Origin of the sequence: Mesorhizobium sp. Primo-A (genome assembly GCF_003997175.1) — a bacterium.
Classification (GTDB): Bacteria; Pseudomonadota; Alphaproteobacteria; order Rhizobiales; family Rhizobiaceae; genus Mesorhizobium; species Mesorhizobium ciceri.
On record NZ_RZTG01000007.1, the window covers coordinates 163,030 to 188,513 of the forward strand.

Consider the following 25,484-nt stretch of genomic DNA (forward strand, 5'->3'; position numbering starts at 1 on the left):
GGTCAACTCCGCGTCCAGACCCTGCGCATCGTCCACCTGTCGGCGGCGCCCCAGCCATATTTGTAGGCCTCCTGGCCGCGCAGGAAATCGAACTCGCGCGCATCTTCACGGATCGACTCCACGATTGCGTGGCCAATCAGGATCGCGCCCGGGCTCTCCTCGGCATAAGCAGGGTCGAACCCACCCAGATAAGCGTAGGCACGGCCGCGGTGGTGAAATCCGTAATAGGCACCGATGGTCCTGTCATCGATCGCGAGCAGCCAGCATCGCACCAGACCATGAGCATCGAGCAAGGGAAGCGAGAGCCGATGGAATTGCTCGACGGCGGGGTTGGCCAACACACCCCCTCCGTGTTCGGCCCATCGCACATTGTGCAGGCGGATCAATTGATCGAGGAAGGTTTGCGGACTGCCGTTTGCCGATGACAGCGCAATCCGGCCGCATCTTGATGCCGCCTGGCGCGCCCGACGCAACTGGCGTCTGCGTCTTGCGGGGACGCAGCCTGCCAGCGTTTCGTCGCCGGCGATGGCGAGCACGGGGCAGGCGGCATGGGCGGTCGGCCGATCCATCTCGGGATGCTTCATCGCAAGGGCGACGCTGTCCTGCGGCAAGTCCGACAAGATCCATTGCGCCCACCCGATCGAGAAGATCGACTCGCTGATAATGCCGACAACCTCGGCTTCGATCCCAGGGACAGCCAGGATGTCCAGATAGTCGCTGAGCGAAATGCCGACCGGAAGCAGCTTCGAACCGGCCGTCCCGTGCTCGAGATAGAGCGGCGCCAGCCCGACCAGATCGCCGCCGCGCCAGACCGCGACTGTCGCCAGTTCACCGGGTGCGAATGCGTGCCACCATGGCACCAGCCAGGCGGGAGATTGAAACGGCGTCGCCGAGGGACTCTGCTGCCACAGTTTCCACCAGTGCGGCGTCAAGGCGTCGAACTGCGCGGGGTCACCGATGATTTCGCAGCGCAGCACCGCTTTGCTCACGGCGTCGCAGCCAAGCGCCGGCGACCAGTGCCAAGCTGTGCCAGCGCCTGATAGGCATCCATGTAAGACGAGATCATCCGTTCCAGCGAAAATCGCCGTCGCGCCTCCGCCCTGCATGTCTCGGCATCCAAGCTGGGCGCCGCAAGAATGGCTTGGGCCATCTCGTCGACCGTGTCGACGAGAAAGCCCGTCCTGCCGTGCTCTATGACGTCGGGAAGCGCACCATTTGGAAAGGCGACTACCGGGGTCCCGCAGGCGAGGGCCTCCATGGCCACAAGCGAGCTGGTCTCGGCTGCGAGGCTCGGAATGACCAGACAGCGCGCTGCGTTGAGAAAGCGTCGCTTGGCGGTGAAGCCGAGCGGGCCAAGGAAGCGGCGGCGGCCATCGAGGCGAGATTGGACCTCGTCGCGAAAGTACCGCGTATGCGTTTCGTAGGGATAGACCTTACCGCCGACGACCAGCGGAACGCCTGCTAGTTTGGCTGCATCGAGCGCCAGGTGAATGCCCTTCTCCGGGCAAACCCGGCTCAGAACCAGGGCAAAGTCGCGCTTCGGCTGCGGCAGGTTCAGTGCTTGGATGTCGACGCCGTTCGGAATCGGTGCCGTCAGCCTGGCGCCTGATGGCGCGGTTTTCTGCTGGCTGGGTGAGACCGCATGAAGCCAGAGGTCGCCACGCGTCGGGCGCAATGCCGCGGCCGGATACCAATCCAACGGCAGGTGGAGGGTCACCAAGGTCGGACCATCGTCGGGCAGATAAGCGTCGAAATCGATGCCGTGCAGATGAACCACATCGATGGGCCATCGGGCGCGGGCAGCGGCGATCGCTTTGCGATGGGCCTCTTGCGCGCGGCGCTTCGCCGCCTCGTCGAGCATGCCGTTTTCGGCCGGTATTTCCACAAGCGTGCCGCTCGTGCTGGAGCCACGGCAAGCAATGACGATAGATCGATGGCCGGCGTGAACCAACGCCCGATCGAGCATCGACAGAACCTGTTCGGCACCGCCGACAGCGTCGGGTCCGACGGGCGCGAGAGGGTAGGCGACATTGAGGACGGTGAGTGTCGCGGCCGGTTGCGTCCCGGTGCCCTGCGCCGCATCCCCACCTGTCAGTGGTGTTGCGAAGTCCGGCATCTGATGCATGGGCAGCATGACGATTTCACGCGGCCGAGGCCCGCCGCGTGGGGAGCGAGGCGGATGTCATGCCAGGCGCATAGCGGCGGATCATGGTTGAGCAGAATTCCGCGAACTCCTCCGGCACCAGTGGCGGGCTGGTGTGGTGGGGCATCATTCCGCGATGCTGAGGTGTGAAGCAGAAGGTGACCGTCACGTCGAAATCGGCGAGTGCTTCCATCTGCCGGTCGAACCAGTCCAGCGCATTCGGCCGAAAACTGTCCGCCCAGGAAAGCCCGGTACGCATATTGGTGACACCCAGCCGCTTCAGCCAGGCGACAGCGTCGTCCAGCCGCGGATCTTCGAAATGAAACCACTGCACCAGTCCCATTGCGGGTGTATAGCGCAGGAATTCCTCCAGCGCGGGCTTTGGCGTGCCGTCCTGGCGCAGCAGCCCCATATGGAAATGACGGTAATAAGAGGAGCCTTCGGCTTCGCGGTGACGCGTCGTTGCTTCCCATTCACGCGGAAGATCGTAGAGGCTGTACCACTGGACGCGTGGTGCATTGCCGAGCAGCAATTCAGCTGTTCGCTTGAGCCCCCAGACCTGGATTTCCTCGGCGCCGAAGGTCGATACGCCGACTTCGCTGACCCAGATGGGAAGGTCGGTGACGGTCGCGATCTCGCCGATCTTCTGCGGCCATTCCTGGATTTGCCACAGGTTCCAGTCGAGCGGAAAGCCGTGCACGGCGACGGCGTCGACATGATCCAGCACGCCGAATTCCTTCATGCGGGTGATGAATCCCGGGTCTATCGGCGAGATGCCACCGAGCACTTTGGTCAAAGCCGGGTTTTCAGATGCGATTGCGTCCGCCGCCAGGATTGCCATCCTGGCGAAGCGGCTCCAGTCGGGGTCGAGCTCGGGATCCCAATGCGATTTGTTGTTGGGCTCGTTCCAGATCATCGCGGCTTCAATCATGGCGCTGTCCTTTCGAGGGGTAGACGGGACCGCCACTGGCCGGGTCGCCTGCGGCCCGGCAGAAATAGACCTCCTGCTCAGGGTGCAGAACGATCTCGAAACCGGCGCTGCGCAGCATCGCTTCGGTGCAGGCTCGATTGGGTATCCACCAGTTGGTCGGGTCGTCGGCATAGCGGTGCTCGATGAAATGGAGCTTGGGAAATTCCGGCCGGTCGAACAGGTCATGCGTCCAGAAATGATAGTTCTCTTCCATCTCGGGAAGATCGGTGCTGCCGCGCTGCATGGACTGGAAGATCATCAGATCACCGGCGACATGCTCACGGATAAGGTCGAGCGCAAGCAACGGGTGGCGCAAGTGATAAAGCACCCCCATGAACAGCACGATATCGAATGTTTCGCGCAGGGCGCCGACGTCGTAGACCGACAGTTTCTGGAATTCGATCTCGCAATTGGCGATCTCGGCGGCAAAGCGGGCCTGCGCCAGATAAGCCTCATCGAAATCAATGCCGAGGACACGGGCAGCACCTCGCCGTTTCATCTCGATGGAATAGAAGCCGGCATTGCAGCCGATATCCAACACCGTCTTGCCTGTCAGATCCGCGGGAATGGCCTCGGCGAATTTGCGCCATTTGATCAGCGGGTAATTGCCGAGAAAATGGTTGGGAGCGGTTTCGACACCGGCCAGTTCCATGTTGTGGAACCATGGGCCGAGAGCATCGATACGGCGGCGGATTTCGGCATGGGAATGCAGCATGGTCAGGCTCCTTCGCCGGGAACGACAGGCACATGCGGGTGTGCTCCACCCACAAGCATGGCGGTTTGGCGTTGTTCGGATGCGACGCCCTCTTCGAGCAGCCGAAGAGCCGTGCGATAGCCGTTGAAGGTGCCGACATCGACGTAGGAGACTCCGGCCCTGACACCGTAGGCTTCACCGCCGGCAGCCAGATAGGCATTGATCAGGGTGCCGATATATTCGTCACGCCGGTCCCGTTCACGCCAGAGTGCAGCGAGTTGGTGCAAGATCCGGCCCGGCATCTTGAACGCCCCCCAGATCCAGTTCGTGGCAGCGTCTTGCCGCTTGACCAGAATTTCCTTCACCCGATCTCCCTCGTCGAGAACCACGGCATCGAAAAATTCCGGGCGGTCCACCGGGAAGAGCAGAAACGATAGGGAACTATCCGGCAGGCAGGAGAAGCCGTCCTCGGGGAACCAGATCGTATCGGGCAAACCAATCAAAACCGTCTCGTCGGGCGCGACGAGAGGCGCTGCCCGAAAAATCGCATCGCAAAGTCCAACAGGGTTGGGCTGCACCACGAACAGAGCCGCAGCGTCACCATAGCCGGCGGCGTAATATTCGAGAATGTCGGATTTGCCCGATCCGATGATGAAACAGATCTTGTCGACGCCGGCGCGCACCATCCGCCGCACCAGGTACTCGCTCACCGCGCAGGGACGCTCCGTCTGTCCATCGATCCGACTGCCTACCGGCAGCAGCTCTTTCGAGAAGCCGAGCGGTTGAATGCGGCTGCCGCGCCCGGCAGCGGGCACAATGCCCAACATCAGACTGCTTCCATCATCGGTTCGCGGGGAGATCTTTGAAAGGCGTCGTTTAGAATGTGGTCCAGCTCCGCCGCGCGCCGGGCAGAAGTGTGTTCATCCAGAACCCGTTCGCGCGCACGGGTTTTGATGGCATCGAGTTCATCTGCCGGCAAGGCGAGCGCCGCGACCACGTCATCGGTGTCGTGGGCCAGCAGGATCTCGCTGCCGGGTTCGAAGAAGCTGCTCAGGCCAGGCCAGGTGTCGGTTATGATCGGCACCCCGCATGCCGCCGCTTCGAACAACCGGCCCGAAGGACACCAGCCTTTTTGCACCATCGCCTCGCGGGTGACATTCAGCGTCAGTCGGGAGGATGAGAAAAACGCCGGATGATCGGCCGGTGGCAGATGCCTGACGAAGAAGATGTTGTCGCCCCACGGGAATTCCTGCGGATACTGTGCGCCGCCGATGATGAAGCGCTGATCCGGTAGACGCGCGGCGGTGCGGACCAGCAGCTTTTCGACGCCGGCCTGGCGATCCGCCGCGTAGGTCCCGAGATAGGACAGATCACCGGCGAATTCGGCCCGCTTCTCTGCCGGCCGGTGTTGGTCGGGATCGACGTGCCCATAGAGCGGCACCACATGGCGCGCACCCAGAACCGTCTTCAGCGCGTCGACCGCCGAGCCGCCGGTGTAACTCAGGACGAGGTCGAAATCGGCAAGACCCTCAGGGCCGAAATAGGGTGGACGCTCACCTTGTTCGATGCGGGCAAGCGTGACCGGAGTGTCCAGATCGTAGAACACACGCAGTCCGCGGCCTGCCTGCTGCGCCAGCCGCGAGGCGTCCACGGCGTCGGGACAATAAGAGGTGACAATAACGACATCCGATTGTTTGACTGTTTGCTCCGCGACCCGGCGGATGTCCTCCCAGTCCGGGTAGAGCACGACGTTGCCGCCGTCCAGGCGATCAAGATCGCGCGCTCCGGCATAGTAGGGCGTGTCGCGTTCGAAGAAGGTAACGGACCAGCCGCGCCGGGCGAGGGCTCGGATCAGTCCCCTCCATAAGGTGGCATGGCCGTTGCCCCATGAAGACGTGACGGTAAGACCGAAAATGACCATCTGCATCCGGCAAATCCTCGTCAGGCAACTTCGTTCAATCGGATCAGCTTCGCCCCCCAGTCCCCCGATACGATCGTCGTGATCGAAGCGGGATCGATGTCGAAGCGAAAGCAGTCGCCGGCCGGCAAGCCAAGGACCTTGCAGACGGCGGCCTTGATCACATCGGCGTGGCTGACCAGGGCGACACACTGATTCGGATGCTGCTCGTGGACAGCATTCATCACCGCGACGACGCGCTGCTGGACATCGTGCATGGTCTCGCCACTCGGTGTCCTTGCCACTTGCCGCTGATCATTCCAGGCTCGCCAGCTGGCGTCGCCATTCAGCTCATCGAAAGTCTTTCCCGACCAGTCGCCGAAGTCGATCTCGTCAAGTTCGGCGCAGATCGCGATTTCTCCGACACCGCAGGCGAGCGCAATTGGCAGCGCCGTCTCTCGGGTACGCTCGCGCGGGCTGCACAAGATCGCGACGATGGGCTCCCGGGCCATGCGGCAGCCAAGCTGCGTTGCCTGCGCCTTACCGGCATCGCCGAGGCAAACGCCGTCCATACGGCCTGCCAGATAGGAGCCGACATTTTCGTGTGCCGCATGGCGGATCAGAAAGAAGGTCGTCGTCATTCTGCGGCATCGAGCAAAGGCTCGTCCTTGCCTGCGATAAAAGCGAGCGTGCGCTGCCGCGCTTCGGCGTCGGTGAACTGTTCCGGAGGCGACTTCATGAAATAGCTGCAGGGACCGGTCAGCGCGCCGGCTATGCCGCGATCGAGCGCCAGCTTGGCGCAGCGTACCGCATCGATCACCACGCCGGCCGAGTTGGGCGAATCCCAGACCTCCAGCTTGAGCTCGGCATTGAGCGGCACGCCGCCGAAGGTCGTGCCTTCGACCCTTATATAGGCCCACTTGCGATCGGTGAGCCAAGGCACATGGTCGCTCGGGCCGACATGGATGTTGCCCGGCTCCAGGGGAACATCGAACTGGCTGGCCACGGACTGTGTCTTGGAGATTTTCTTCGATTCCAGCCGCTCGCGTTCCAGCATGTTGAGAAAATCGGTGTTGCCGCCGAAATTCAGTTGATAGGTGCGGTCGATGCGTACGCCGCGTTCACGGAAGAGATTGGCTAGCAACCGATGCACGATGGTCGCGCCGACCTGGCTCTTGATGTCGTCGCCGACCAGCGGCAGCCCGCGCTGCTCAAAGCGCCGTCGCCATTCCGGACGTGAGGCGATAAAGACCGGTATGCAATTGACGAAGGCGCAGCCGGCCTCGAGTGCGCATTCGGCATAGAAGCAGGTCGCCTCCTCGGAACCCACCGGCAGGTAGGAAACCAGCACGTCAGCGCTGCTGTCACGCAGGATCTCGGTGACATTGGCAACCGGCTCGGGAGCTTCTTCAATCTCGTCGCGCAAATATTTGCCGATCCCGTCCAGCGTCGGTCCGCGCTCGACGCGAACGCCGGTTGTCATGGCGTCGGCAAAGCGGAACGTGTTGTTGGGGGCGGCGTAGATCGCTTCCGCGACGTCGAGGCCAACCTTGCTCTTGGCGACATCGAATGCGCAGACAATCTCGATGTCGTCGACGTGGTAACCGCCGAGGTCGGCATGCATCAGCCCAGGGATTGGTTCGTTGCTTTTAGCGTGACGATAGAACGAGAGGCCCTGCACCAGGGAGGATGCGCAATTGCCGACCCCAACGATACCAACACGAACCTTTTTCGATCCCACGAAACCGCCACCCTATGTTGTTCAAAGGTAAGTTCCTGGCGCCGAACCATCAGCTTGCCGGAATGTTCCTCCACCCATCGAAAAATTGCGCGAGACAGCATGGATCGAAGCCGCATCCGATGCGTTCCCGCACGGCAAGCATTGGAAACCGATCGATGATCGTCTACGGCGACCACAAGCGGACGCAGGACGCACAACAGCTTCGCGAAGCAGCAGGCGAAATGGCCGTAAGACTTGATCGGATGTCTCATGGCATCCGACGCCATGCTGCATTGGTCGGACTGTTCATCAGCGTGTCGGAGCTGGTTCAGGCGCTTGCCGACGTCGATTTCGGAACCTGCGGCATCGACATTTTTTCGCCACGGCAACAGCAAGGCGCCAGGCTGCTGGTCGGGCTTGCGGCAGAGGTAGCGAAGTCGTGGCGAAGCGGTTTCAACGTTGGCGGTGGCATCGATCCGGGACTTCTCAAGCTGCTGGCCGGGCTCGACTGTCAGGCCGAGGTTCTGACCGGCTCCGCTGAGGGTTATGCGCATTATGCGCTTTATCCCGAAAGCTATTTGGACGCGGCGCAGAAGTCGGGGCTCGATGCGAACACATGCGTTATCGGTGTCCGCAGCATTGGCCTTGGGCTCGCAGCTATGGTGGCGGCCTCGATTGGCGCGCCTGCGCCATTCAGCGTTCGTCCGATCGGCCATCCCTTCCACAGGCACATCAACGCCGATCCGCGGTCGATCACCGCTTGGAAGAACAATCCATCGGCGCGTTTCGCCGTTGTCGACGAGGGTCCCGGCCTGTCCGGCAGTTCGATGCATGCCGTTGTCGTTTGGCTGCGTGAACTGGATGTCGATACGGACCGCATTCACCTGTTTCCCAGCCATTCAGGCGGCCCGGGCAGCGAAGCGTCGCCGGAGGCTCGGGAAACGTGGTCGCGCTGTCCGAAACATGTGGCGACGGCGTTTGAATGCACCTTCTCCGAAAGCTCGAAAATTCCCACGCTGCGCGATTGGGTGGCCGAGGCGGTCGGCAGGCCGGAATTAAACCTGACCGAACTATCTGGTGGCGAGTGGCGGGCCGCCCACTATGCCGACGAAGGACGCTGGCCGCCGAGCCCACGCGGTACCGAGCGGCGTAAATTCCTGGCGTCCGCAGGGCGTGACCGCTGGCTCGTCAAATTCGCCGGCCTCGGCGAAACCGGACTCCGCAAGAAACGAGCCGCGGCGATGTTGCATGAAGCCGGGTTCGGATCGCAAGTTGTCGCGCTTTGCCATGGCTTTCTGGTTGAACGGTGGATTGATGGCAGCACGATGGATCAGGCGCCGCTGCCCAGGGAAAAACTGATCGCGGAGCTCACAAACTACCTGACCTGGCGTGCGCTCAATCTTCGAACTTGCGAACCGGGTGCATCATTGCTTGCTCTCGCGGAGATGGCTGTTTCCAATGCGTCGGAAGCCTTGGACGAGAAACGCGCAGCGACGTTGCGCGGTTGGCTCTCGAAACCGACCTCCGCGCATGTGCTGCAGCGCGTTGAAATCGACGGAAAGCTTCAACCGTGGGAGTTTCTCGTTCGTGCAGATGGCACGGTGCTCAAGACAGATGCTGTTGACCACTGCCGGGCACATGATTTGATCGGCTGCCAACCGATCGAGTGGGACATTGCCGGCGCCCGCGTCGAGTATGGACTGTCCGACAGCGATGTGAGGACCTTGGTCGAGGGAATGGAACTTGCCATCGACCATGACCACATCGGCTTTTTCGAACCATGCTATTTGGCATTCCAACTCGGGCTCTGGAGCACGGCTGCGCAATCCGAGGACGGCGGGGAAAAAACAAGGTTGGCCGAGATGGCAGACCGATATAGGATGCCGCTGATACGGTTCCTGGACGAATGCCGGATATGATCGTTTCCGATCAGTCCAGCCTTCGCAGCATGTCTGCTTCCTGCTCGAGAATAGTGGCCACTTCCTCGCGCTGCAGATGCGTCATCATCAGGCTGACGCAGCACTCGAGATAGGTAATCGAGGCGCGCCGCAGATAGGCAGCGGTCTCGCGTTCGGCCATCTGGTCGATATCCCTCGAGGGGCGCTTGGGTTGCATGAGGGTGATCCTCCATATCGGGTCCTTCTGCCAAACCACAAGCCTGGGCGGATGTTCCGCACGATCTCGGGAAAGGTTCGGCGCCATCTCGCATCACGCCGGAAGGTTCTGCAGCCCTCCGGGTGCGGGCCTCGCTCTTTTGGCAAAGCCCGTCATCTGATCGCCGATGCGGCTGCCTTCGAGAGCTGCGAAATAATCGATCGTCAGCTTGAGCCCTTCGTTGAGGGGCACCTTCGGCGTCCAGCCGAGCAGCGCTTTTGCACGCGAAATATCGGGCTGCCTGCGCCGAGGATCGTCTTGCGGCAGCGGTAGAAATCTCAGATCCGATTTGGTACCCGTCATCGCCTTCACCAACGCAGCCAGTCGCACGATGGTGAATTCTCCGGGATTGCCCAGATTGACCGGCTTGCCTGGATTGGGATCGATATCCATCAGGCGCCTCAATCCATCGATCTGATCGGAGACATAGCAGAAGGATCGCGTCTGCAAGCCGTCGCCGAAGATCGTCAGGGGACGTTTCTCGAGCGCCTGCATGATCAGGTTCGAGACGATGCGGCCGTCCGCCGGATCCATTCTCGGACCGTAGGTGTTGAAGATGCGCGCGACGCGCACGTCGGCTTTGCCGGCTCTCAGATAGTCGAAGCAAAGCGTTTCGGCGGTGCGTTTGCCCTCGTCGTAGCAGGCGCGCGGACCGGTGCAGTTCACGTGGCCGACATAATCCTCCCTCTGGGGATGCTGTTCCGGATCGCCATACACTTCGCTCGTCGAGGCCTGTAGCAGCCGCGCGTCATATCGGACAGCGAGTTCGAGCAGGTTGAGCGTTCCAATCACGCAGGTTCGCGTGGTGTGGATAGGGTCGGCCTGGTAACGCGGCGGCGAGGCAGCGCATGCCAGGTTGAAGATACGCTCCACGGGCTCGCCGAGATCCAATGGCCGGCAGATATCCTGCTCGATCAACCGGAAACCCGGATGGTCCATGATCGAGATGATGTTCTCCATGCGCCCAGTCAGAAAATTGTCGGCGCAGATCACGCGCCAGCCGTTGCGGAGCAATGTTTCGCAAAGATGCGAACCGAGGAATCCCGCACCGCCGGCAACAAGCACTGCCTTTGCCCTTCGCGCGTTTCGTGTTTGTCGCATCGCCGTTTTCTCCTGTCTGCTGGTCATGCTGCGCTTCCGATGTCGAAATCGAGGGCCGCCGCCCTTGGCTGTGTCAACGCCGCCACGAATTCGCGGGCCCTGGCCGCACCGGTGTGGGATGCGAGGACGCGTTCGCGGGCCCGGCGGGCCATGGCGAGGCGTGTGCGCTCGGACTCGCCGAACAGGATCTCGACGACATCGTCCGTTTCCCCGGCGGTGTGGATCGCCGATGCAGGAAAGAAGCTGTCGAGCCCTGGCCAGCGATCGCTGATGATGGGCGTGCCGCAAGCAGCCGCTTCGAACAGGCGCACACTGGGCGACCATCCGGCAGCTATCATGGAACTGCGTGTGACGTTCAGCGTGTAACGCTGACGGCTGTAGAACGCGGCATGATCGGCGGGCGGCAGATGTTCGATACGTTCAACATTGTCCGGCCAGATGATGTCGGATGGGTATTGCGAGCCGGCCACGACGAAACGCCGGTCCGGCATATGCCGTGCGGGCTCGAGCAGCAGCGCATTCAGCATTGTCTGCCGGTCGGCACTGTAGGTGCCGAGATAGCCGAGATCCCAGCGGATCGGATCGCCAGTCCGGTGGTGCCGTTCCGGGTCGACCGAGCAGTAGAGCGGCTCGGCGCGGCGCGCGCCGAAGTCCTCCACCAGACGGCCAAGCATCGGCCCGCCGGTGAACGAGAAGTAGACGTCGAAGTAAGGAATCTGCCGCCAGCTCAGATAATCGCAATCGTCGGCTGAAAGCTGCGCCACGGTCACCGGCGTGTCGATGTCGTAAAAGCAGAAGCGCCCTTTGCAAAGTGAAGCGACGATGTCGATGACCACGCGCCCTTCCGGCACGAACGAGCCGATGACGACGATGTCGGCCTGCTCCAGGCACCGGGCGTAGTCGCGTTGTAACTCCGCGGTGGTTTCGTAGTAGCGCAAGGCGCAGAAATCCGGATCGCGCAGATCGCGGTGGTTTGCGTACCACGGCACCTCGCGCTCCAGAAAGGTCACGCGGTGGCCGAGTTCGTGCAGACCTTTCAGCAGGCCTCGAAACGTCGTGGCGTGGCCGTTTCCCCAGGATGAGGACAGCGACAGGCCAAGAAAGACGATGTCCAATTGCTTGGTCATTCCGCTGCCTCCACGGTCCCCTGCTCGAAGTGACGTTTGAAGACTGCATCGGCCACGTCCGCCCGCAACGCGTAGGTGTGATCGGCCAGCACGCGGCAAAGTGCGGCCTGGCCGATTGCCTTTGCCCGACTGGAGGTCAGCGAGCACATGATCTCGGCGACATCGCCGCCGTCGCGCGCCACCAGGATCTCCTCGCCTGGTTTCAGGAACAGTTCCACGCCCAGCCACGCATCGGTGATGAGGCAGGCGCCGGCGCCGGCCGCCTCGAAGACACGCGTGGCCGGTGAAAAACCGTTTACGGCCATGCTGTCGCGGCTGATGTTCAGAACCGCCTTGGGTGTGACGTTGAAGGCATTGTGATCGCGGGTGCCGACGTGACCGAGCCAGCCGACATTGGCGGGAAGCGGCTTGTCCCCCCAGCCCGATCCACCGAGGAGAAAACGCTGTTTCGGCAGCTGGCATGCGGGATCGAGGAAAAACGCTTCGACCCGTGCCTCACGATCCGGCAGCCTGTTGCCAAGGAACGCCAGATCGCAAGCGAAACGCGCATTGCTGGTGACCGGATAATGCGTTTGGGGATCGAGCGCATTGTAGATCGGCACGCATTCGTTCGCCCCCATGGCACGGTAGGCCCATACCACGGGGTCGCCGCCTCCATAGGTCAGCACAAGGTCGATTTCTTGCAGGGCGCTATGGAGCGGATGGTCCGGTTCGTCGCGCAACTGGGCAAGGGTTGCCGGAGCGTCCACGTCCCAGAATACCACCAGCGCGTCGCTGCGGGCGTGGTCGAGAACGGCGCGCAGCAGCGCCTCGTCCTCGAAACCGACGCCACTCGCCTTGACGACGATGTCGGCGCTGGCGGCACGTGCCGCGACCTGCATCAGCGCGTGCTGGGTCGCTTCATAAACGACGACAGTGCACCAGTCAGGCGCCTCGATGTCGCGATTCTTCTGCCGGTCGTAGACGTCGGGTTCATAGAAGGTGATTTCGTAGCCCAATTGGGAAAGCGCCTTCAGCAACCCGCGATAGTAAGTCGCGGCACCGTTCCAGTAGGACGACAAAAGACTCGATCCGTAGAATGCCATCTTCATGCGGCGGCTTCCTTTGCGGTGGTGTTGTTGATGGTATGTTCGGTCGTGCATGCCGTGAGCACGCGGAACAGCTCGTCAACGCGGTGCTGGCAGGTATGCCGGGAGCGAATGGTCTCGAGGCCCGAAGTCACCAGGGAAGCCGCGAAATCCGCATCGGCCAATACCGCCCGCAAGTGTTGCCGCATCTGAGAGCCGTTCTCCGCAAACAGGAAGTCGACGCCGGGCCTGAACAACTGCTCGACATCGGACCAGGGTGCTGAAATCAGCGGAATGCCGCAGGCGAGCGCCTCGAACATCCGGATCGTCGGAATTCCAGGCAATCCCTCACGATAGGGGCGCCGTGGGATGTGAACGGTGACACGATGCGCGGCGAACGCCTTCGGCACATCGGCATTGGCGATCCACCCATCATAGCGCAGTCCGGCGGCGGCCAGGTCCGCAAGTGCGGGCTTGGGATAGCGTACGCCGTGAACAGTGGCCTCGAGACCGAGATCGTGTACTGGCTCGATCAGAAATTCCTTGAGTTCGGCAGTCCGCTCATCGTCGCCCCAGTTTCCAATCCAGACCAGATCGGACATGGGATGGATCTCTGGGTGCGGCTTGAACAGGCGATCGTCCGCGGCTTCATGCCAGGTGAAGACGCGCTTGCCCCAGCCGGCGCGCAGATAGCTCTCGCGCAAGGTCTCGCCAAAGGCGAGGACGCCGTCATAGTGCTCCAACCGTAGCGCCGAGATTGCCTCGGTCGCCGATACGGCCCGGTGATGGGTGTCATGAAACAGAAGGATGAAGTTGCCGCCAGCGGCCCGGGCACGGCCGATGCGTGCGACAAGCTCCGGATCCGTCCACTCATGAACGATCACAACGTCGGCCTCGGCGATCCAGGCCTCGTGATCGAACCCGGCATTGTAGGTCACCGGCATCAACTCTGGGAAATCCTTGCGGAAGCGTTCGATGGCGAAGGATCCCTTCTCGGCCAACAGGTTCGAACGGCTCCAGCCGTCGGACGGCTCCAGCGCGACTGCCTGGTGCTGGCGCGCGATCAGATCCCGCATGATACCGCGCAGGAAATGGGCATTGCCGTGGTTCCAGTCGGATAGGACCGAGTGGGTGTAGAACAAAAAGCGCATGGTCAACGCCCCGCCATAGCCAGGGCCGCCTTGTCGTAGACGCCTCGCATGGCTGCCGCTTGCCTGGCCAGTGTAAACCGGCGGCTCCGTCGCATCGCTGCCTGGCCGAGCTCTCGCCTGAGTTCGGCATCGCTGGAAAGACGATTGAGGCCGGCAGCGAGGTCGTGCGGATTGCGCGCGTCAAAGAACATCGCAGCCCCGTCCCATAGTTCGCGATAGGTTGCGATGTCGGAAAGCACCAGGGGCGTCGCCGACATGGCAGCTTCCAGCGCGGCCAGACCGAATGGCTCATAGATCGACGGCGACACGAAAATGCCGGCGCGCGCCATCAAGGAGCGCACCTCGTGAGACGGCAGTGCTCCCAGAGGAACAGCATAGCTGAAGCTGGTACGCCCGCCGTTCGGACCGTGCATCGAACCGGCGGCAAAGACGGGCCATCGCGTCAGCGACGCGGCCTGGTCGATCACCGCCGCATTCTTCCCCTCGTCCCACCAGCGGGCAGCGGCGAAGACGAGCGGTTGGCGCTTTTCGGCCTTCGGCACCGGACTGGCACTATTTCCCACCACACTCAGACGCGCGATCGGGCCGTAGCAGGTCTCAAGCATGTCGGCGTGGCTGCGGCTCGGCACGATGACTGCGTCGGCCCGATTGAAGCCACGCCTGTTGCGCTCCTTCTGCCAGGCCCACGCGCCATCCACTGCCTGTTTCCTGACGGCGTGGAACCATGTCGTCACGCAGGAATGGGAGACCGCCACGGCTGGGCACGGCGCATCGAATCCCGCCGCCTGCGTCGGCGCGTTGAAATGGACTAGGTCGATGGCGTGGTCGCGCATGGGCGCAAGCAATTCTCGCGGTAGCGCATCCAGGTCGCCGCCGTTGTGGGTCATCCAATCCGGCGGCGTGTTCAACCAGATCAGCGTGGTGAAAGCCTCTGCCTCCGCAGCCTGCTGCCTCGTCGGCTGGGGACCGAGCCCGGCAAGCACCACGCTGTCGCCGCCGTTCACAAGTTCCCTTGCCAGATCAAGCGCATAGCGCCATACGCCGCCCACGGCATCGACGGTCATCAGGATGCGCCACGAGCGCGGCGTCAGTGTCCGCAACATGTCGCCTCCAGTTCCGCCAGCGGCCGGGGCCGCTTCTCCTGGATGTCACTGAATTTCTGGAAGGATGCGAGATAGTGGTCATGGGCGCGCTCCCAGGCAAGGTCGTCGGGTTCGCCCCAAAGCTCGCGATAGCTGGGCGAACTCGGATACGGATAAAGCGGAACAGGTTCATTGGCCCATACGCCGTGGTCGATCAGGTGGGTTCGCCAGCGCTCGACCAGGGCGGGATCATCCTCGACCACGCCGATCAGATTGGCTTGAACGAATGGAACGTGACGTCTAGCATCGACGAGCAGCGCGGCAAGTTCCTCGGTGCCCAGCCGGCAGCGCTTGGCCAGCATCGCCCGGCCTTCAACCGTCAGGCTTTCGAGCCCTGCTTCAATGGAGACGCAGCCTGCGGCGCCCAGCAATTCCAGCAGCTCGGGCTTCCACAGATCGATGCGGGTCTGCACGCCGAATTTCACATTGCGATCGACCAAGGCTTCCAGCAACGCTTTTTGCGGCAGGAAGATTTCGTCGATGAAGTAGATGTAGCCGACACCTTGGGCAATCAGCCGATCGATCTCCGCGACCACCGCTTCGTGGTTTCGACGGCGATAGGCATCACGGAAATCGATCTTGGCGCAGAAGCTGCAATTGTAGGGACAGCCGCGCGATGCCTCGACTTCCGCGCCGAACCCGACCTGATTGTCATCGAACCTGTGATGGTGGTGCGAATGGGCTGCGATCCAGTCCGCAGGCCATTCGAGGGGTGGATGATCGACAAACGAGCTGGCGTGGACGCCGCCGTTCGAAACCACCCTGGCATCCCGCAGATAAGCGGTTGAGGGCACTGCGCTCCAATCGTCGCGCCGGGCAAGTTGCTCGACGACTTCTTCGCATTCGCCGCGCACGACGATGTCGACGCCGAGCTTGCGCAAGGTTGGCGCCGGCGTGGCCGAGCCGTGCGGGCCGACGGCGACCGTGCGTCCACCGCGCCCGGCGAGAAGGTTGAGGAAATCGGCCGGCACGCGCAATTCCGGCGGTGCGCAGCGCCAGAACAGATAGGTCGGCGCGGTACTGACGACAGTCATTGCCGGGGCGAAATCGGCCACCCGCTCGCAAAGACCGGAATTGTCGAGCTTCTGCAACTGACCATCCAGCATCAGCACCTCATGTCCGGCGGCTTCGAGCAGGGCCTTCGAATAGCCGAGTTCCAGCGGCAGATGTGGTTGGCGGCAGCCGAAATAGATGCTGTCGTCGTAGGTCCAGAATGGGTTTACCAGAGCGATTTTCATGCGACGTACCTCACGGCTTCGGGGTGAGGCTCGAGCCGGTGGCGCTGCAGCCAGTCGGCTAGGTCGCGGACGCCTTCGCGCCATGAAACCTGGGCCATCCAGCCAAGCGCGGTTTTGATCTTGCGGGTGTCGGCGACGAAGAAGGGCTGGTCGCCGGTGCGTTCGCCATCATGGCGGATTGAAAGCTCATGGCCGGTCAGGCCACGGATCTCGCTCAACAGCGTGCGCAGGCTGAGCGCATTTTCCGGGCCGCCGCCAAGATTGAATGCCTGGCCTTTGGTCGTCTCGATGTGGTCGAGTACGGCCCTGTAGGCGGCGACGGCATCGGAAACATGTAGGATATCGCGCACTTGCCTGCCGTCACCGTAAATGGTGATGGGGCGTCCCGTCAGCGCGCTGAGCAGGAAGTGCGCGACCCAGCCCTGGTCCTCGGTTCCGAACTGGCGCGGTCCATAGATGCAGCTCATCCGCAGCACCGCCGTCGGCATGCCGTAGGATTTGGCGTAGTCGAGCACATACTGGTCCGCCGCGCCCTTGGAGCAACCGTAGGGCGTGCAGAAGTCCAGGCCCCGAGCCTCATCGATGCCGTTCGCCTGGATGACGCTGTCGCAAGGCACATAGCGGTCGCCGTCCTCGCGGACCGCGACGTCGGGCAGGCTGCCATAGACCTTGTTGGTGCTGGCGAAGACAACAGGAATACACTCACCGCTCAGTCGCGCCGCCTCCAGTACGTTGAATGTTCCGCGAAGGTTGATGTCGAAATCCTCGCCCGGCTGGACCAGGCTTGTGGTGACGGCGGTTTGCGCGGCCAGATGGAAAATTGCCTTTGAACCCGTCAGAGCCGGCGCCAAGGCGTTGGCGTCCCGCACGTCGATGGTCTCCACCGTGAGGCGACTGGCGTGTTTTTGCGCCAGCCATTCAAGGTTCTGCTGGACGCCCGGACGGCTGAGATTGTCGATCACCAGCACCGGTTCGCCATCCGACAACAGGCTGTCGGCGAGGTTCGATCCTATGAAGCCGCTGCCGCCGACGATGGCGACCGGCGCGTCGCTTCGATTGCGTGTGTTCATGACACCAGCCCGCGTTCTTCGAGCTCGCGTTTCATGTCGGCGCCGCGGTCGACGGCGGACGTGTTACGCACCCAGGAAACGAAATCGCCGAGCGAATTCTCCAGTTGCCGCACCGGCTCGAAACCGAGCAGCTCACGGGCCTTGGAAATATCGGCGAAGCAGTTGCGGATATCGCCGGAGCGCGCTTTGCCGAGCAGTTCGGGCGAGCGGTTCGGTGTCCCCATGGCCTCGGCCAGCAATCGTGCGACTTCGCTGATCGCGTAGGCTCGGCCGCTGCCGATGTTGATGACATGACCCTTTGCCTGGCGTTGCTGCAGTGCAAGGCGAAAGGCGCGGGCGACGTCATGCACATGGACGAAATCGCGCTTCTGTTCGCCATCCTCGAAGATCATTGGCCGTTGGCCGTTGGCGAGACGCGAAGCGAAGTTGGCCAGCACGCCGGTATAGGGGTTCGACAATGCCTGGCCGGCGCCGAAGACATTGAACAGGCGCAACGCGACAGCATCGATGCCATAGGCTTCGCCGAAGATCAGCACAGCGCGTTCTTGTGCGTATTTTGTCAGCGCATAGATTGAGGCGAGATCGACCGGCTTTTCTTCGTCCGTCGGCAGCGGCGAGAGGGGGGCTCCCTCTGGCGACAGCGGATTCCATTGCCCGCTTTTGATGTCGCTCGCCTTGCGCCGGGCATTGTCGATGCGCCGGCCGTCTGGCGTTGCATAGAGCCCTTCGCCATAGACGCTCATCGACGAGGCGACGACGATCCGTTCGACCGGGTGCTTGATCAGTGCTTCAAGTAGCGTTGCGGTGCCGAGATCATTGGCGCCGACATAGCGCGCGATCTCGTACATCGATTGTCCGACGCCGACTTCCGCCGCCAGATGAATGACCGCGTCAACACCTTCCAGCGCACTGGCGACCGCCTCCCGGTCTCGGACATCACCTTTGATCAGTTCGGTCCCGGCGGGAAGCGCGACGGCTTCGCCCGCATGCACCTGCTCCAGCAGCGCATCGAGGATGCGAACCGAATAATCCTGCTCGACGAGTTCCTGTGCGACATGCCGGCCGATGAAGCCGCAGCCTCCTGTAACCAATATGCGTTTCACGACGACTCCTCAGACAAGTAACCTCGGCGCCCCGAACTTTTCGGCAAAAGGTTTGTTCCCTTGCTTCAACAAAGTTCCTTTGGCGGACTTCGTTGGGCCGGCATCGCGATCACGGCGCGGTGCTGGAACATTGACGCCCTTGTGCTGTTAGGACGCCCGACAGCCCGCGTGTCCCATGGAGCAACGCCGATCAAAGGAGATTTCAATGTCTCAGTCGCAAACGACCACCGACCACGACGAAATTCGCAAGTGGGCCGAGGAGCGGGACGGCCGGCCGGCAGTGGTACGCACAAAAGGCGAGGGCGGCATCCTGCGGATCGACTTCGGTGAGCCTGAGGAAGCATTCGAGCCCATCGAATGGGACGAGTTCTTCCGGATATTCGACGAGAACGATCTGGCCTTTCTGTATCAGGCCAAGACTGGGGAGGGGAAAGCCAGCCGTTTCAACAAATTCGTCGAGCGCGATCAGAAGGGCTGATGACGCAAGCCAAGCGGCTGATCTGTACGGCCCAGTTGTCGAGATGTGGTCAACAATGACGGCCCCGCGGCTTAGCACTTCAGCCTGAGAGGGAGGGTAAAATTAATGCATCAGGTTTGCGCCGCGGGTTTTCGCCATCTCTCGCATGATGCCGTTGAGCCAGTTTTCAGTGGATTGACCAGGCTGTCTGCGGTCGACATCCCGGATCGCTTGCTCGAGCGTCCTCTCGACGAGCCGATCCGATGCGTCGACGTCTCCCAGCAAAAGGCGCGCCGCAAGTCGCAGTTTGGGCAAAAGCGCGAAGACGTCGTCGGACGGGTCCGGTCCGGGGGGCGCCCGCCCCGATTCCTGCGGGGGAAAGAGTGCGTTGAACACCGCCTGGCTGCCCGAGGATTTCCGCAGATTGCTGGCATAGCGGAGATGGTCGGGAATGGCGATGTCGTCATCGCCACTGAAGAACACGAAGGGGACACCCCGGCGCATCAACTCATCGGCGATTGGAAACACGCGTCGGCCATTGAGATTGACGTCGAGGATTGCAGCTTCGGCCGTCCCGGTGTGTTTGGAAGCCTGTTCGACGGTTGCAGCGGGACCAAGGATTATGGCGCCCATATTGCTGAAAAACCGCGCAAGATCTCCCGCCATCGTCCATTCGTCTTCAACTATCAGAATATGCAGCCCCCGCAGGTCGCGCACGTCGTCATCCTTTCTTGCAACGGAGGTTAGAATGCAGAGGATTTGCTTTCCGAATTCTGTCATCCAAGGCCGCCTGCAACCGCTTCGCAAGCATCAGCATGCGATCCGGGACGGGCCCCGCATCGGAATCTGCTAGCGATCCAGGCGCCCCTGACACCACTGGCGCTCGGAGTTTTATGTCAGCAGAGCGTTTCGTCATTGAACCACCATTGATATCGGGTTCAACGTCATCCCTGACGTCTTGTTCCATACCTCTTGCGCGCTATATGGTTGTGTCCTGTTCGATCCGGCCTTGAGGAGACTTCATGTCGGGTCGGCGAAAGGGGGACATGCCGTGACTGCCCGATCGACTAGATTTCCCATCGTTGGCATCGGCGCGTCCGCGGGTGGCATTCCCGCGATGGAAGGCTTGTTCAAAGGCGTTACCAGCCAGCCCGGCATGGCGTTCATCATCATCACGCATCTCAGCCCGAAGCGAGAAAGTCTGTTGCATGAAGTTGTCAGCCGCTACACCGAGATGCCTGTCGTTGTGGCCGAGGATGGCATAGCTGTTGTACCTGACCACGTCTACGTGATGCCACAAAACGTCACTCTGGCGATCGCCAACGGTGTGCTGCGCCTGCGGCGGCCCAACGGGCTTACCCAAGAGCGCAAACCCGTCGACATCTTCTTTAGTGCGCTCGCTGAAGACCAGGGCGAATATGCCGTGGGCGTCATTCTGTCGGGCGGTGATTCCGATGGAACGCTGGGCGCCAAGGCGATCAAGGAGCGGGGTGGCCTCACTGTCGCGCAAGCGCACGACGGCTACGGGCCGCGCAATCCCGATATGCCACAGAGCGCTATTGCCAGCGGGCTCGTCGACGTCGCTGTGCCCGCCGAGGAGATCGGGGCGAAGCTGGAGGCTTTCGCCCGCGGCTTCGACACGCTGGAAGGGCTGGCGGAAGAAGATGGCGACCATACGGCCGACATCGATAAGGTGCGAGAACAGATATACGCCATTCTGCGCAGCCACTCCGGCCACGACTTCTCGGGCTACAAGACCAAGACATTTCTGCGCCGCGTGAAGCGACGCATGCAGATCGCCCAGGTCCATTCCATCAGCGCCTATATAGACTGGCTGAAGAAAGATGCTCGCGAGGTGATGAACCTTTTTCGCGATCTGCTGATCAATGTCACCAACTTCTTTCGCGACCCCGATGCCTTCGAGTTGCTCGAGCGAAAGATCATACCGCAGTTGTTCGAAGGCAAGACCGCCAGCGACACCGTCAGGGTCTGGGTTCCCGGATGCGCCACGGGCGAGGAGGTGTTCTCTATCGGCATCCTGCTGCGCGAACACATGGAGAAGCTTACGGTCGTTCCGCGCGTCCAGATATTTGCCACCGACATCGACGAGCCTGCGCTGGCGGTGGCCCGGGCGGCACGCTATCCCGAAGCCTTGCTGCAAGGGCTTTCACCCGAACGCCGACAGCGGTTCTTCAACGGCGACGGAGAGAGCTATGTCATTAGCAACGAGATACGGGAACTGTGCATCTTCTCGCCGCACAGCGTCATTCGCGATCCGCCTTTCTCGCGCATGGATCTGGTCTCCTGCCGCAATCTGCTGATCTATTTCGGCCCGAGCATCCAGAGCCGTGTCATCCCTGTCTTTCACTATGCATTGAAGCCCGGCGGTTACCTGTTCCTCGGCACCTCCGAAAGCGTTGGGCAGCACGACAATCTGTTTGCCACTGTCGACAAGAAACATCGTCTCTTCCAGGCGCGCGAGCATGCCTCGCCGCATATCAGGCTGCCCGCCTTGATCGGTGAGAGCCGTTCCGGCGTCTTTCCCTCTGAAAGCGCCGGCTTAAGGAAGGGAGCCGCCGGTTATCCGCTGCGCCAGGCTGTCGAGGCGCAGGTGCTGGAGCGCTTCGCTCCGCCGCATGTCCTGGTCAACGCCGAGGGCGATGTCGTCTATTATTCGGCCAGGACCGGCAGATATCTCGAAGCGCCGCAAGGGATTCCCAGCCGGCAGTTGCTGACGATGGCTAGGCGTGGGCTGCGACTGGACCTCCGCGCCGCGTTGCGGGAAGCGACGACGACGCGCCGCACAGTGGTGCGGGAAAACCTCATCGTAGAGGAAGACGACGAACGGGTCCAGCCGATCAAGCTCACGATCGAACCGCTCACCGAACGTGGCAATGGCGAGCCGCTTTATCTCGTCCTGTTCGAACCGTCGGGGCCGACCCAGGCCCGCTCAGAGGAAGACGGCGGCGGCCGTGACAGTGACAGCACCGCCGATCTCGAGCGGGAGCTGCGCGACACCAGGGAGCGCCTGCAATCGACGATCGAGGAATACGAGACCGCGCTGGAGGAGGTCAAATCGTCGAACGAGGAACTCGTCTCCGTCAATGAGGAGGCGCAGTCCACCAATGAGGAACTCGAAGCCTCGAAGGAGGAGATGCAGTCGCTCAACGAGGAGCTCAACACGATCAACGCCGAGTTGACGGCCAAGATAGAGGAGCTCGACCACGTCAACGGCGATCTGCGCAACCTGTTCGAAAGCACCGACATCGCGACCATTTTCCTCGACCGCAGCCTTGTGGTCCGTACCTTCACGCCGGCGGCGTCATCCTTCTTCAGCCTGCGTCCCTCCGATGTCGGCCGGCCGCTGACGGATCTGTCTAGCCAGCTCGACTACCCCGAGCTGAAGCAGCACATCGACAAGGTTTTCGAGACAGGCGAGATCCTGAATCACCATCTGGCACGCGATGCCAGGGGCCTGTTCCACATGGTCCGCATCAATCCCTATCGCGACAAGGGCAACAGGATCCAGGGCGTGGTGGTGACACTTGTCGATGTCACCACTCTGGCACAGGCGGAAGAGCATCAGCAGGTGCTCATCTCTGAACTCAACCACCGGGTCAAGAATATGCTTGCGGTGATCGCCAGCATTGCAAGCCGCACGCGGGAAAGTTCTGATACGAAGGAGGAGTTCGCGGATGCGCTGATCGGTCGCCTGCATGCCATGTCGCGGGCCTACGGCCTGCTGACCCGGGAGAGATGGAAGGAAGCCTCGGTCAGGGAACTGCTCCAGCAGGAGCTCGAACCATTCGGCATCGAGCGGATCGAACTCGATGGCGAGGATGTCAAACTAGGTCCGCAACAGGGGCTTTCCCTCAGCATGGCCATTCATGAACTGGCCACCAACGCGGCCAAGTACGGCGCTTTGTCAAAAACCGACGGCAAGGTCAGTGTGCAATGGTCGATCGAGGAGGACAGTTTCACATTTGGCTGGCGCGAAAAGGACGGCCCTGTTGTCAAGGCGCCCTTGGACAATGGTTTTGGCCTGACACTGCTGCAGGGAGAAATTGGTTACAGGCTCGGCGGCCATGTCGAGACCGCGTTCCACAAGGACGGCCTCAGCGTCCAGATCGCGTTTCCAGCAAACCACAAGGAGGCGCCGTGAGCGACGACAGGCCGCGCGTTCTGGTGGTCGAGGACGAATGGCTGATCGCCGAAGACGTCGCGTCTCGCCTGCGTGCGGCGGGTTATCCCGTGATCGGCCCGGTCTCGTCGGTCGCCGCGGCTCGTCAACTTATCGATGCAGGCAAAGTCGACGTGGCGCTGCTCGACATTCAATTGAACGGTGAAACGAGTCTGCCCGTAGCCGAAACATTGCTGGCTCGCGGCGTCCCCTTCGCCTTCATGACCGGATTTGGGCCGCGTGATGTTCCCCAACCCTTCCGAAGCTGCAAATTCGTGCCAAAGCCGGCAGGCGACGCTGCCCTTCTCAACACCCTGGCCGACCTGGCATTGCTTCGTCCCGACACGCACTCGTCGTGATTTCAACAGCCGGTTTCGATCAGTCCAGGGGCTTGTCCGTCGGCCGAGGCGTGGTGCTCGCCTGACGCGGCCGCCCGGCGTTGCGATTGGCAACCGGATTGTCAAGCGGCGCGGTCGACGGCCGGGATGTGCCTGCGGTTTTCGGCGTCTCCGGCTTGCCACCGGCATCCGTGTCACTGGCGTCCCGTCTCGGGTGCGGCAGACCATCGGCGTTCGGAGACCGGACGCTGGGTTTCGATGTGGAACTCTCATTGCTCATGGCAGCACCTTTCTTTGCATCGGGTGGGGCACGGTAGTCCCGCCGCTGTGAAGTCTGCAGGTCAAACCGTCGCCGCGATCGAAGGTTCCAGGTGCCAACGGGTCCATTGCGATCCACGGCCGCCGACTTACTCAGGGCAGACCTGGTGCGAGAGCCCGACACCTCAACCATGCGGCCGCATCACCACCTTGATGCAGCCATCCTGCTTGTCACGGAACGTCTTGTAGAGATCCGGCCCGGCTCCGAGATCCGCCCGGTGCGTGATCACGAAGGAGGGATCGATGTCGCCCTTCTGGACTATGTCCAGGAGCGGTTCGAGGTAACGCTGAGTATGGGTCTGACCCATCCGGAAGGTCAGGCCCTTGTTCATGGCGGCGCCGAACGGAATATGATCGACGAGACCGATATAGACGCCGGGCACCGAGATGGTGCCGCCTTTGCGGCAGGAGTAGATTGCTTCGCGCAGTACATGCGGCCTGTCGGTGCCGAGGTAGACGGCGGCCTTGACCTTGTCGAGCATGGCGTCGGCACTGGCGCCGGGATCCGACTCGGTACCGACACAGTCGATGCAGCGATCAGGACCGCGGCCATCGGTCATCGCCATCAAGGCGTCGTAAATATCGGAGTTGCTGAAGTCGAGCGTCTCGGCCTTGCCGTGCTCGCGAGCCATCGCCAGCCGCTCCGGCACCTTGTCTATGGCAATAACGCGGCCGGCGCCGAGCATCCATGCGCTTTGGATGGCGAACTGGCCGACCGGACCGCAGCCCCAGATAGCGACGGTATCGCCTGGCTCGATGCCGGCATTTTCAGCCGCCATGTAGCCAGTCGGGAAGATGTCTGAGAGGAACAGCACCTGTTCGTCGTCCATTCCTTCGGGCACCTTTATCGGACCGACATCGGCGAAAGGGACTCGCAGATATTCGGCTTGCCCTCCCCAATAGCCGCCGACCAGATGCGAATAGCCGAACAGGCCCGCCGGGGATTGTCCCATCACTTCGGCGGCCTGTTTGGCATTGGGATTGGACCTGTCGCAAAGCGAGAACAGCCCCTTCTGGCAAAACCAGCATTCGCCGCATGAGATGTTGAACGGCACCACGATGCGGTCACCCTTCCTGAATTTCGAATGGCCGCGGCCGACTTCCACGACCTCGCCCATGGTCTCGTGTCCAAGCACGTCGCCCGATTCCATGGTCGGCATATATCCGTTCATCAGATGCAGGTCCGAGCCGCATATGGCGCAGCAGATGACCTTGATGATGACGTCGCGATCATCCTCTATAGCGGGATCAGCCACCTGGTCGCATCGGATGTCGCCTTTGCCGTGCCATGTGAGCGCTTTCATGAGGTTGCTCCTTGTTGGAAGAAGGTTGGAAGGCAAATCGTGTAAAAGGCACCGTCTGAGCGTCTGCAGCAATCCGTCGATATACAGGTCAACACATAGGAGTTGCTGCCGTGATGCCCGATTGTTCAGTCTTTGGATGCGGAACCCGGCTCGGCCATCTTGCGGTGCTGTTCAGCCAGCGTGCCTGCCGGCATCACATGCGCCGCGGCGACCTGCAGCTTGTTCTCCAACTGCTGATGACTTGTTCCTCGCCGGCCATCTCGCCTCGTAACCGGCTATGACTACATCGGTGGGATTGTCCTTCTCATCG

23 protein-coding genes are annotated in these 25,484 nt (G+C 61.8%); 4 read left to right on the top strand and 19 right to left on the bottom strand.

Annotated features, from left to right (window positions below):
- Positions 1-2: 2 nt before the first annotated feature.
- Genes EOC83_RS14780 through EOC83_RS14815 form a run of 8 tightly spaced genes read right to left on the bottom strand, consistent with a single transcriptional unit; the run spans position 3 to position 7,445 of the window.
- A complete protein-coding gene (locus tag EOC83_RS14780; protein WP_063170147.1) occupies positions 3-989 on the bottom strand; it encodes a GNAT family N-acetyltransferase in 987 nt (328 codons plus the stop codon).
- The gene (locus EOC83_RS14785) at positions 986-2,134 is read right to left on the bottom strand and encodes a glycosyltransferase (protein WP_082826655.1); all 1,149 of its coding nucleotides are present in this window, start codon (positions 2,132-2,134) and stop codon (positions 986-988) included. Before EOC83_RS14785 ends, EOC83_RS14780 begins: the two co-directional genes overlap by 4 nt.
- A 7-nt stretch (positions 2,135-2,141) precedes the next feature.
- Complete coding sequence (locus tag EOC83_RS14790) at positions 2,142-3,074, bottom strand: hypothetical protein (protein ID WP_063170148.1); 933 nt, start codon at positions 3,072-3,074, stop codon at positions 2,142-2,144.
- Entirely contained in the window at positions 3,067-3,828 is a 762-nt protein-coding gene (locus EOC83_RS14795; protein ID WP_013533206.1) for a TIGR04290 family methyltransferase, read from the bottom strand. The genes EOC83_RS14790 and EOC83_RS14795 overlap by 8 nt, the downstream gene beginning before the upstream one ends.
- Before the next feature lie 2 nt (positions 3,829-3,830).
- The gene (locus EOC83_RS14800; RefSeq protein ID WP_063170149.1) at positions 3,831-4,634 is read right to left on the bottom strand and encodes a sugar phosphate nucleotidyltransferase; all 804 of its coding nucleotides are present in this window, start codon (positions 4,632-4,634) and stop codon (positions 3,831-3,833) included.
- Positions 4,634-5,734, bottom strand: coding sequence for a glycosyltransferase (locus EOC83_RS14805; protein WP_063170150.1), 1,101 nt, complete (start codon positions 5,732-5,734; stop codon positions 4,634-4,636). The genes EOC83_RS14800 and EOC83_RS14805 overlap by 1 nt, the downstream gene beginning before the upstream one ends.
- Positions 5,735-5,748: 14 nt before the next feature.
- Positions 5,749-6,345: a histidine phosphatase family protein gene (locus tag EOC83_RS14810; RefSeq protein ID WP_063170151.1), complete on the bottom strand. Its 597-nt coding sequence runs from the start codon at positions 6,343-6,345 to the stop codon at positions 5,749-5,751.
- A complete protein-coding gene (locus EOC83_RS14815; RefSeq protein WP_013533202.1) occupies positions 6,342-7,445 on the bottom strand; it encodes a myo-inositol-1-phosphate synthase in 1,104 nt (367 codons plus the stop codon). Before EOC83_RS14815 ends, EOC83_RS14810 begins: the two co-directional genes overlap by 4 nt.
- Before the next feature lie 155 nt (positions 7,446-7,600).
- Between EOC83_RS14815 and EOC83_RS14820 the strand changes: the two genes are divergently transcribed.
- On the top strand, positions 7,601-9,343 hold the full coding sequence (locus EOC83_RS14820) for a hypothetical protein (RefSeq protein ID WP_063170152.1): 1,743 nt from the start codon (positions 7,601-7,603) through the stop codon (positions 9,341-9,343).
- Between the two features lie 10 nt (positions 9,344-9,353).
- Here EOC83_RS14820 and EOC83_RS14825 read toward each other — a convergent pair whose 3' ends face one another.
- The 9 genes from EOC83_RS14825 to EOC83_RS14865 all read right to left on the bottom strand — a co-directional run bounded on the left by EOC83_RS14825 (position 9,354) and on the right by EOC83_RS14865 (position 18,577).
- On the bottom strand, positions 9,354-9,539 hold the full coding sequence (locus tag EOC83_RS14825) for a hypothetical protein (RefSeq protein ID WP_013533200.1): 186 nt from the start codon (positions 9,537-9,539) through the stop codon (positions 9,354-9,356).
- A 93-nt stretch (positions 9,540-9,632) separates the two neighbouring features.
- Complete coding sequence (locus tag EOC83_RS14830; RefSeq protein WP_013533199.1) at positions 9,633-10,679, bottom strand: UDP-glucuronic acid decarboxylase family protein; 1,047 nt, start codon at positions 10,677-10,679, stop codon at positions 9,633-9,635.
- Positions 10,680-10,702: 23 nt separating this feature from the next.
- A complete protein-coding gene (locus EOC83_RS14835; RefSeq protein ID WP_063170153.1) occupies positions 10,703-11,806 on the bottom strand; it encodes a glycosyltransferase in 1,104 nt (367 codons plus the stop codon).
- Positions 11,803-12,897, bottom strand: a complete 1,095-nt coding sequence (locus EOC83_RS14840; RefSeq protein ID WP_013533197.1) for a glycosyltransferase — start codon at positions 12,895-12,897, stop codon at positions 11,803-11,805. The genes EOC83_RS14835 and EOC83_RS14840 overlap by 4 nt, the downstream gene beginning before the upstream one ends.
- Entirely contained in the window at positions 12,894-14,024 is a 1,131-nt protein-coding gene (locus EOC83_RS14845; RefSeq protein ID WP_063170154.1) for a glycosyltransferase, read from the bottom strand. The genes EOC83_RS14840 and EOC83_RS14845 overlap by 4 nt, the downstream gene beginning before the upstream one ends.
- Positions 14,025-14,026: 2 nt before the next feature.
- Positions 14,027-15,127 carry a glycosyltransferase family 4 protein gene (locus tag EOC83_RS14850; RefSeq protein ID WP_063170155.1) on the bottom strand — a complete coding sequence of 367 codons (1,101 nt, stop codon included), beginning with the start codon at positions 15,125-15,127 and terminating at the stop codon, positions 14,027-14,029.
- A complete protein-coding gene (locus EOC83_RS14855) occupies positions 15,112-16,404 on the bottom strand; it encodes a TIGR04295 family B12-binding domain-containing radical SAM protein (protein WP_063170156.1) in 1,293 nt (430 codons plus the stop codon). Before EOC83_RS14855 ends, EOC83_RS14850 begins: the two co-directional genes overlap by 16 nt.
- Positions 16,401-17,474 carry an NAD-dependent epimerase/dehydratase family protein gene (locus tag EOC83_RS14860; RefSeq protein WP_063170157.1) on the bottom strand — a complete coding sequence of 358 codons (1,074 nt, stop codon included), beginning with the start codon at positions 17,472-17,474 and terminating at the stop codon, positions 16,401-16,403. The genes EOC83_RS14855 and EOC83_RS14860 overlap by 4 nt, the downstream gene beginning before the upstream one ends.
- Positions 17,471-18,577, bottom strand: a complete 1,107-nt coding sequence (locus EOC83_RS14865) for an SDR family NAD(P)-dependent oxidoreductase (protein ID WP_024502367.1) — start codon at positions 18,575-18,577, stop codon at positions 17,471-17,473. Before EOC83_RS14865 ends, EOC83_RS14860 begins: the two co-directional genes overlap by 4 nt.
- A gap of 205 nt (positions 18,578-18,782) precedes the next feature.
- On the opposite strand from EOC83_RS14865, the gene EOC83_RS14870 reads away from it, so the two are divergent.
- The gene (locus EOC83_RS14870; RefSeq protein WP_063170158.1) at positions 18,783-19,055 is read left to right on the top strand and encodes a hypothetical protein; all 273 of its coding nucleotides are present in this window, start codon (positions 18,783-18,785) and stop codon (positions 19,053-19,055) included.
- Between the two features lie 102 nt (positions 19,056-19,157).
- On the opposite strand, the gene EOC83_RS14875 is transcribed toward EOC83_RS14870, so the two are convergent.
- The gene (locus EOC83_RS14875; RefSeq protein ID WP_082826656.1) at positions 19,158-19,814 is read right to left on the bottom strand and encodes a response regulator; all 657 of its coding nucleotides are present in this window, start codon (positions 19,812-19,814) and stop codon (positions 19,158-19,160) included.
- A 271-nt stretch (positions 19,815-20,085) separates the two neighbouring features.
- Between EOC83_RS14875 and EOC83_RS14880 the strand changes: the two genes are divergently transcribed.
- Both EOC83_RS14880 and EOC83_RS14885 read left to right on the top strand, forming a co-directional pair.
- Entirely contained in the window at positions 20,086-23,196 is a 3,111-nt protein-coding gene (locus tag EOC83_RS14880; RefSeq protein WP_063170159.1) for a CheR family methyltransferase, read from the top strand.
- Positions 23,193-23,573 (top strand): response regulator, encoded by a 381-nt coding sequence (locus EOC83_RS14885; protein ID WP_063170160.1) that lies wholly within the window; start codon positions 23,193-23,195, stop codon positions 23,571-23,573. The genes EOC83_RS14880 and EOC83_RS14885 overlap by 4 nt, the downstream gene beginning before the upstream one ends.
- 422 nt (positions 23,574-23,995) lie before the next feature.
- On the opposite strand, the gene EOC83_RS14890 is transcribed toward EOC83_RS14885, so the two are convergent.
- On the bottom strand, positions 23,996-25,174 hold the full coding sequence (locus EOC83_RS14890; RefSeq protein ID WP_063170161.1) for a zinc-dependent alcohol dehydrogenase: 1,179 nt from the start codon (positions 25,172-25,174) through the stop codon (positions 23,996-23,998).
- Between the last annotated feature and the right edge of the window lie 310 nt (positions 25,175-25,484).

Coding starts and splice junctions, on each gene's coding strand:
- EOC83_RS14785 (WP_082826655.1), bottom strand. CDS start 2,134: ATGCTGCCCATGCATCAGATGCCGGACTTCGCAACACCACTGACAGGT.
- EOC83_RS14790 (WP_063170148.1), bottom strand. CDS start 3,074: ATGATTGAAGCCGCGATGATCTGGAACGAGCCCAACAACAAATCGCAT.
- EOC83_RS14795 (WP_013533206.1), bottom strand. CDS start 3,828: ATGCTGCATTCCCATGCCGAAATCCGCCGCCGTATCGATGCTCTCGGC.
- EOC83_RS14800 (WP_063170149.1), bottom strand. CDS start 4,634: ATGTTGGGCATTGTGCCCGCTGCCGGGCGCGGCAGCCGCATTCAACCG.
- EOC83_RS14805 (WP_063170150.1), bottom strand. CDS start 5,734: ATGCAGATGGTCATTTTCGGTCTTACCGTCACGTCTTCATGGGGCAAC.
- EOC83_RS14810 (WP_063170151.1), bottom strand. CDS start 6,345: ATGACGACGACCTTCTTTCTGATCCGCCATGCGGCACACGAAAATGTC.
- EOC83_RS14820 (WP_063170152.1), top strand. CDS start 7,601: ATGATCGTCTACGGCGACCACAAGCGGACGCAGGACGCACAACAGCTT.
- EOC83_RS14825 (WP_013533200.1), bottom strand. CDS start 9,539: ATGCAACCCAAGCGCCCCTCGAGGGATATCGACCAGATGGCCGAACGC.
- EOC83_RS14830 (WP_013533199.1), bottom strand. CDS start 10,679: ATGCGACAAACACGAAACGCGCGAAGGGCAAAGGCAGTGCTTGTTGCC.
- EOC83_RS14835 (WP_063170153.1), bottom strand. CDS start 11,806: ATGACCAAGCAATTGGACATCGTCTTTCTTGGCCTGTCGCTGTCCTCA.
- EOC83_RS14840 (WP_013533197.1), bottom strand. CDS start 12,897: ATGAAGATGGCATTCTACGGATCGAGTCTTTTGTCGTCCTACTGGAAC.
- EOC83_RS14845 (WP_063170154.1), bottom strand. CDS start 14,024: ATGCGCTTTTTGTTCTACACCCACTCGGTCCTATCCGACTGGAACCAC.
- EOC83_RS14850 (WP_063170155.1), bottom strand. CDS start 15,127: ATGTTGCGGACACTGACGCCGCGCTCGTGGCGCATCCTGATGACCGTC.
- EOC83_RS14855 (WP_063170156.1), bottom strand. CDS start 16,404: ATGAAAATCGCTCTGGTAAACCCATTCTGGACCTACGACGACAGCATC.
- EOC83_RS14860 (WP_063170157.1), bottom strand. CDS start 17,474: ATGAACACACGCAATCGAAGCGACGCGCCGGTCGCCATCGTCGGCGGC.
- EOC83_RS14870 (WP_063170158.1), top strand. CDS start 18,783: ATGTCTCAGTCGCAAACGACCACCGACCACGACGAAATTCGCAAGTGG.
- EOC83_RS14875 (WP_082826656.1), bottom strand. CDS start 19,814: ATGACAGAATTCGGAAAGCAAATCCTCTGCATTCTAACCTCCGTTGCA.
- EOC83_RS14890 (WP_063170161.1), bottom strand. CDS start 25,174: ATGAAAGCGCTCACATGGCACGGCAAAGGCGACATCCGATGCGACCAG.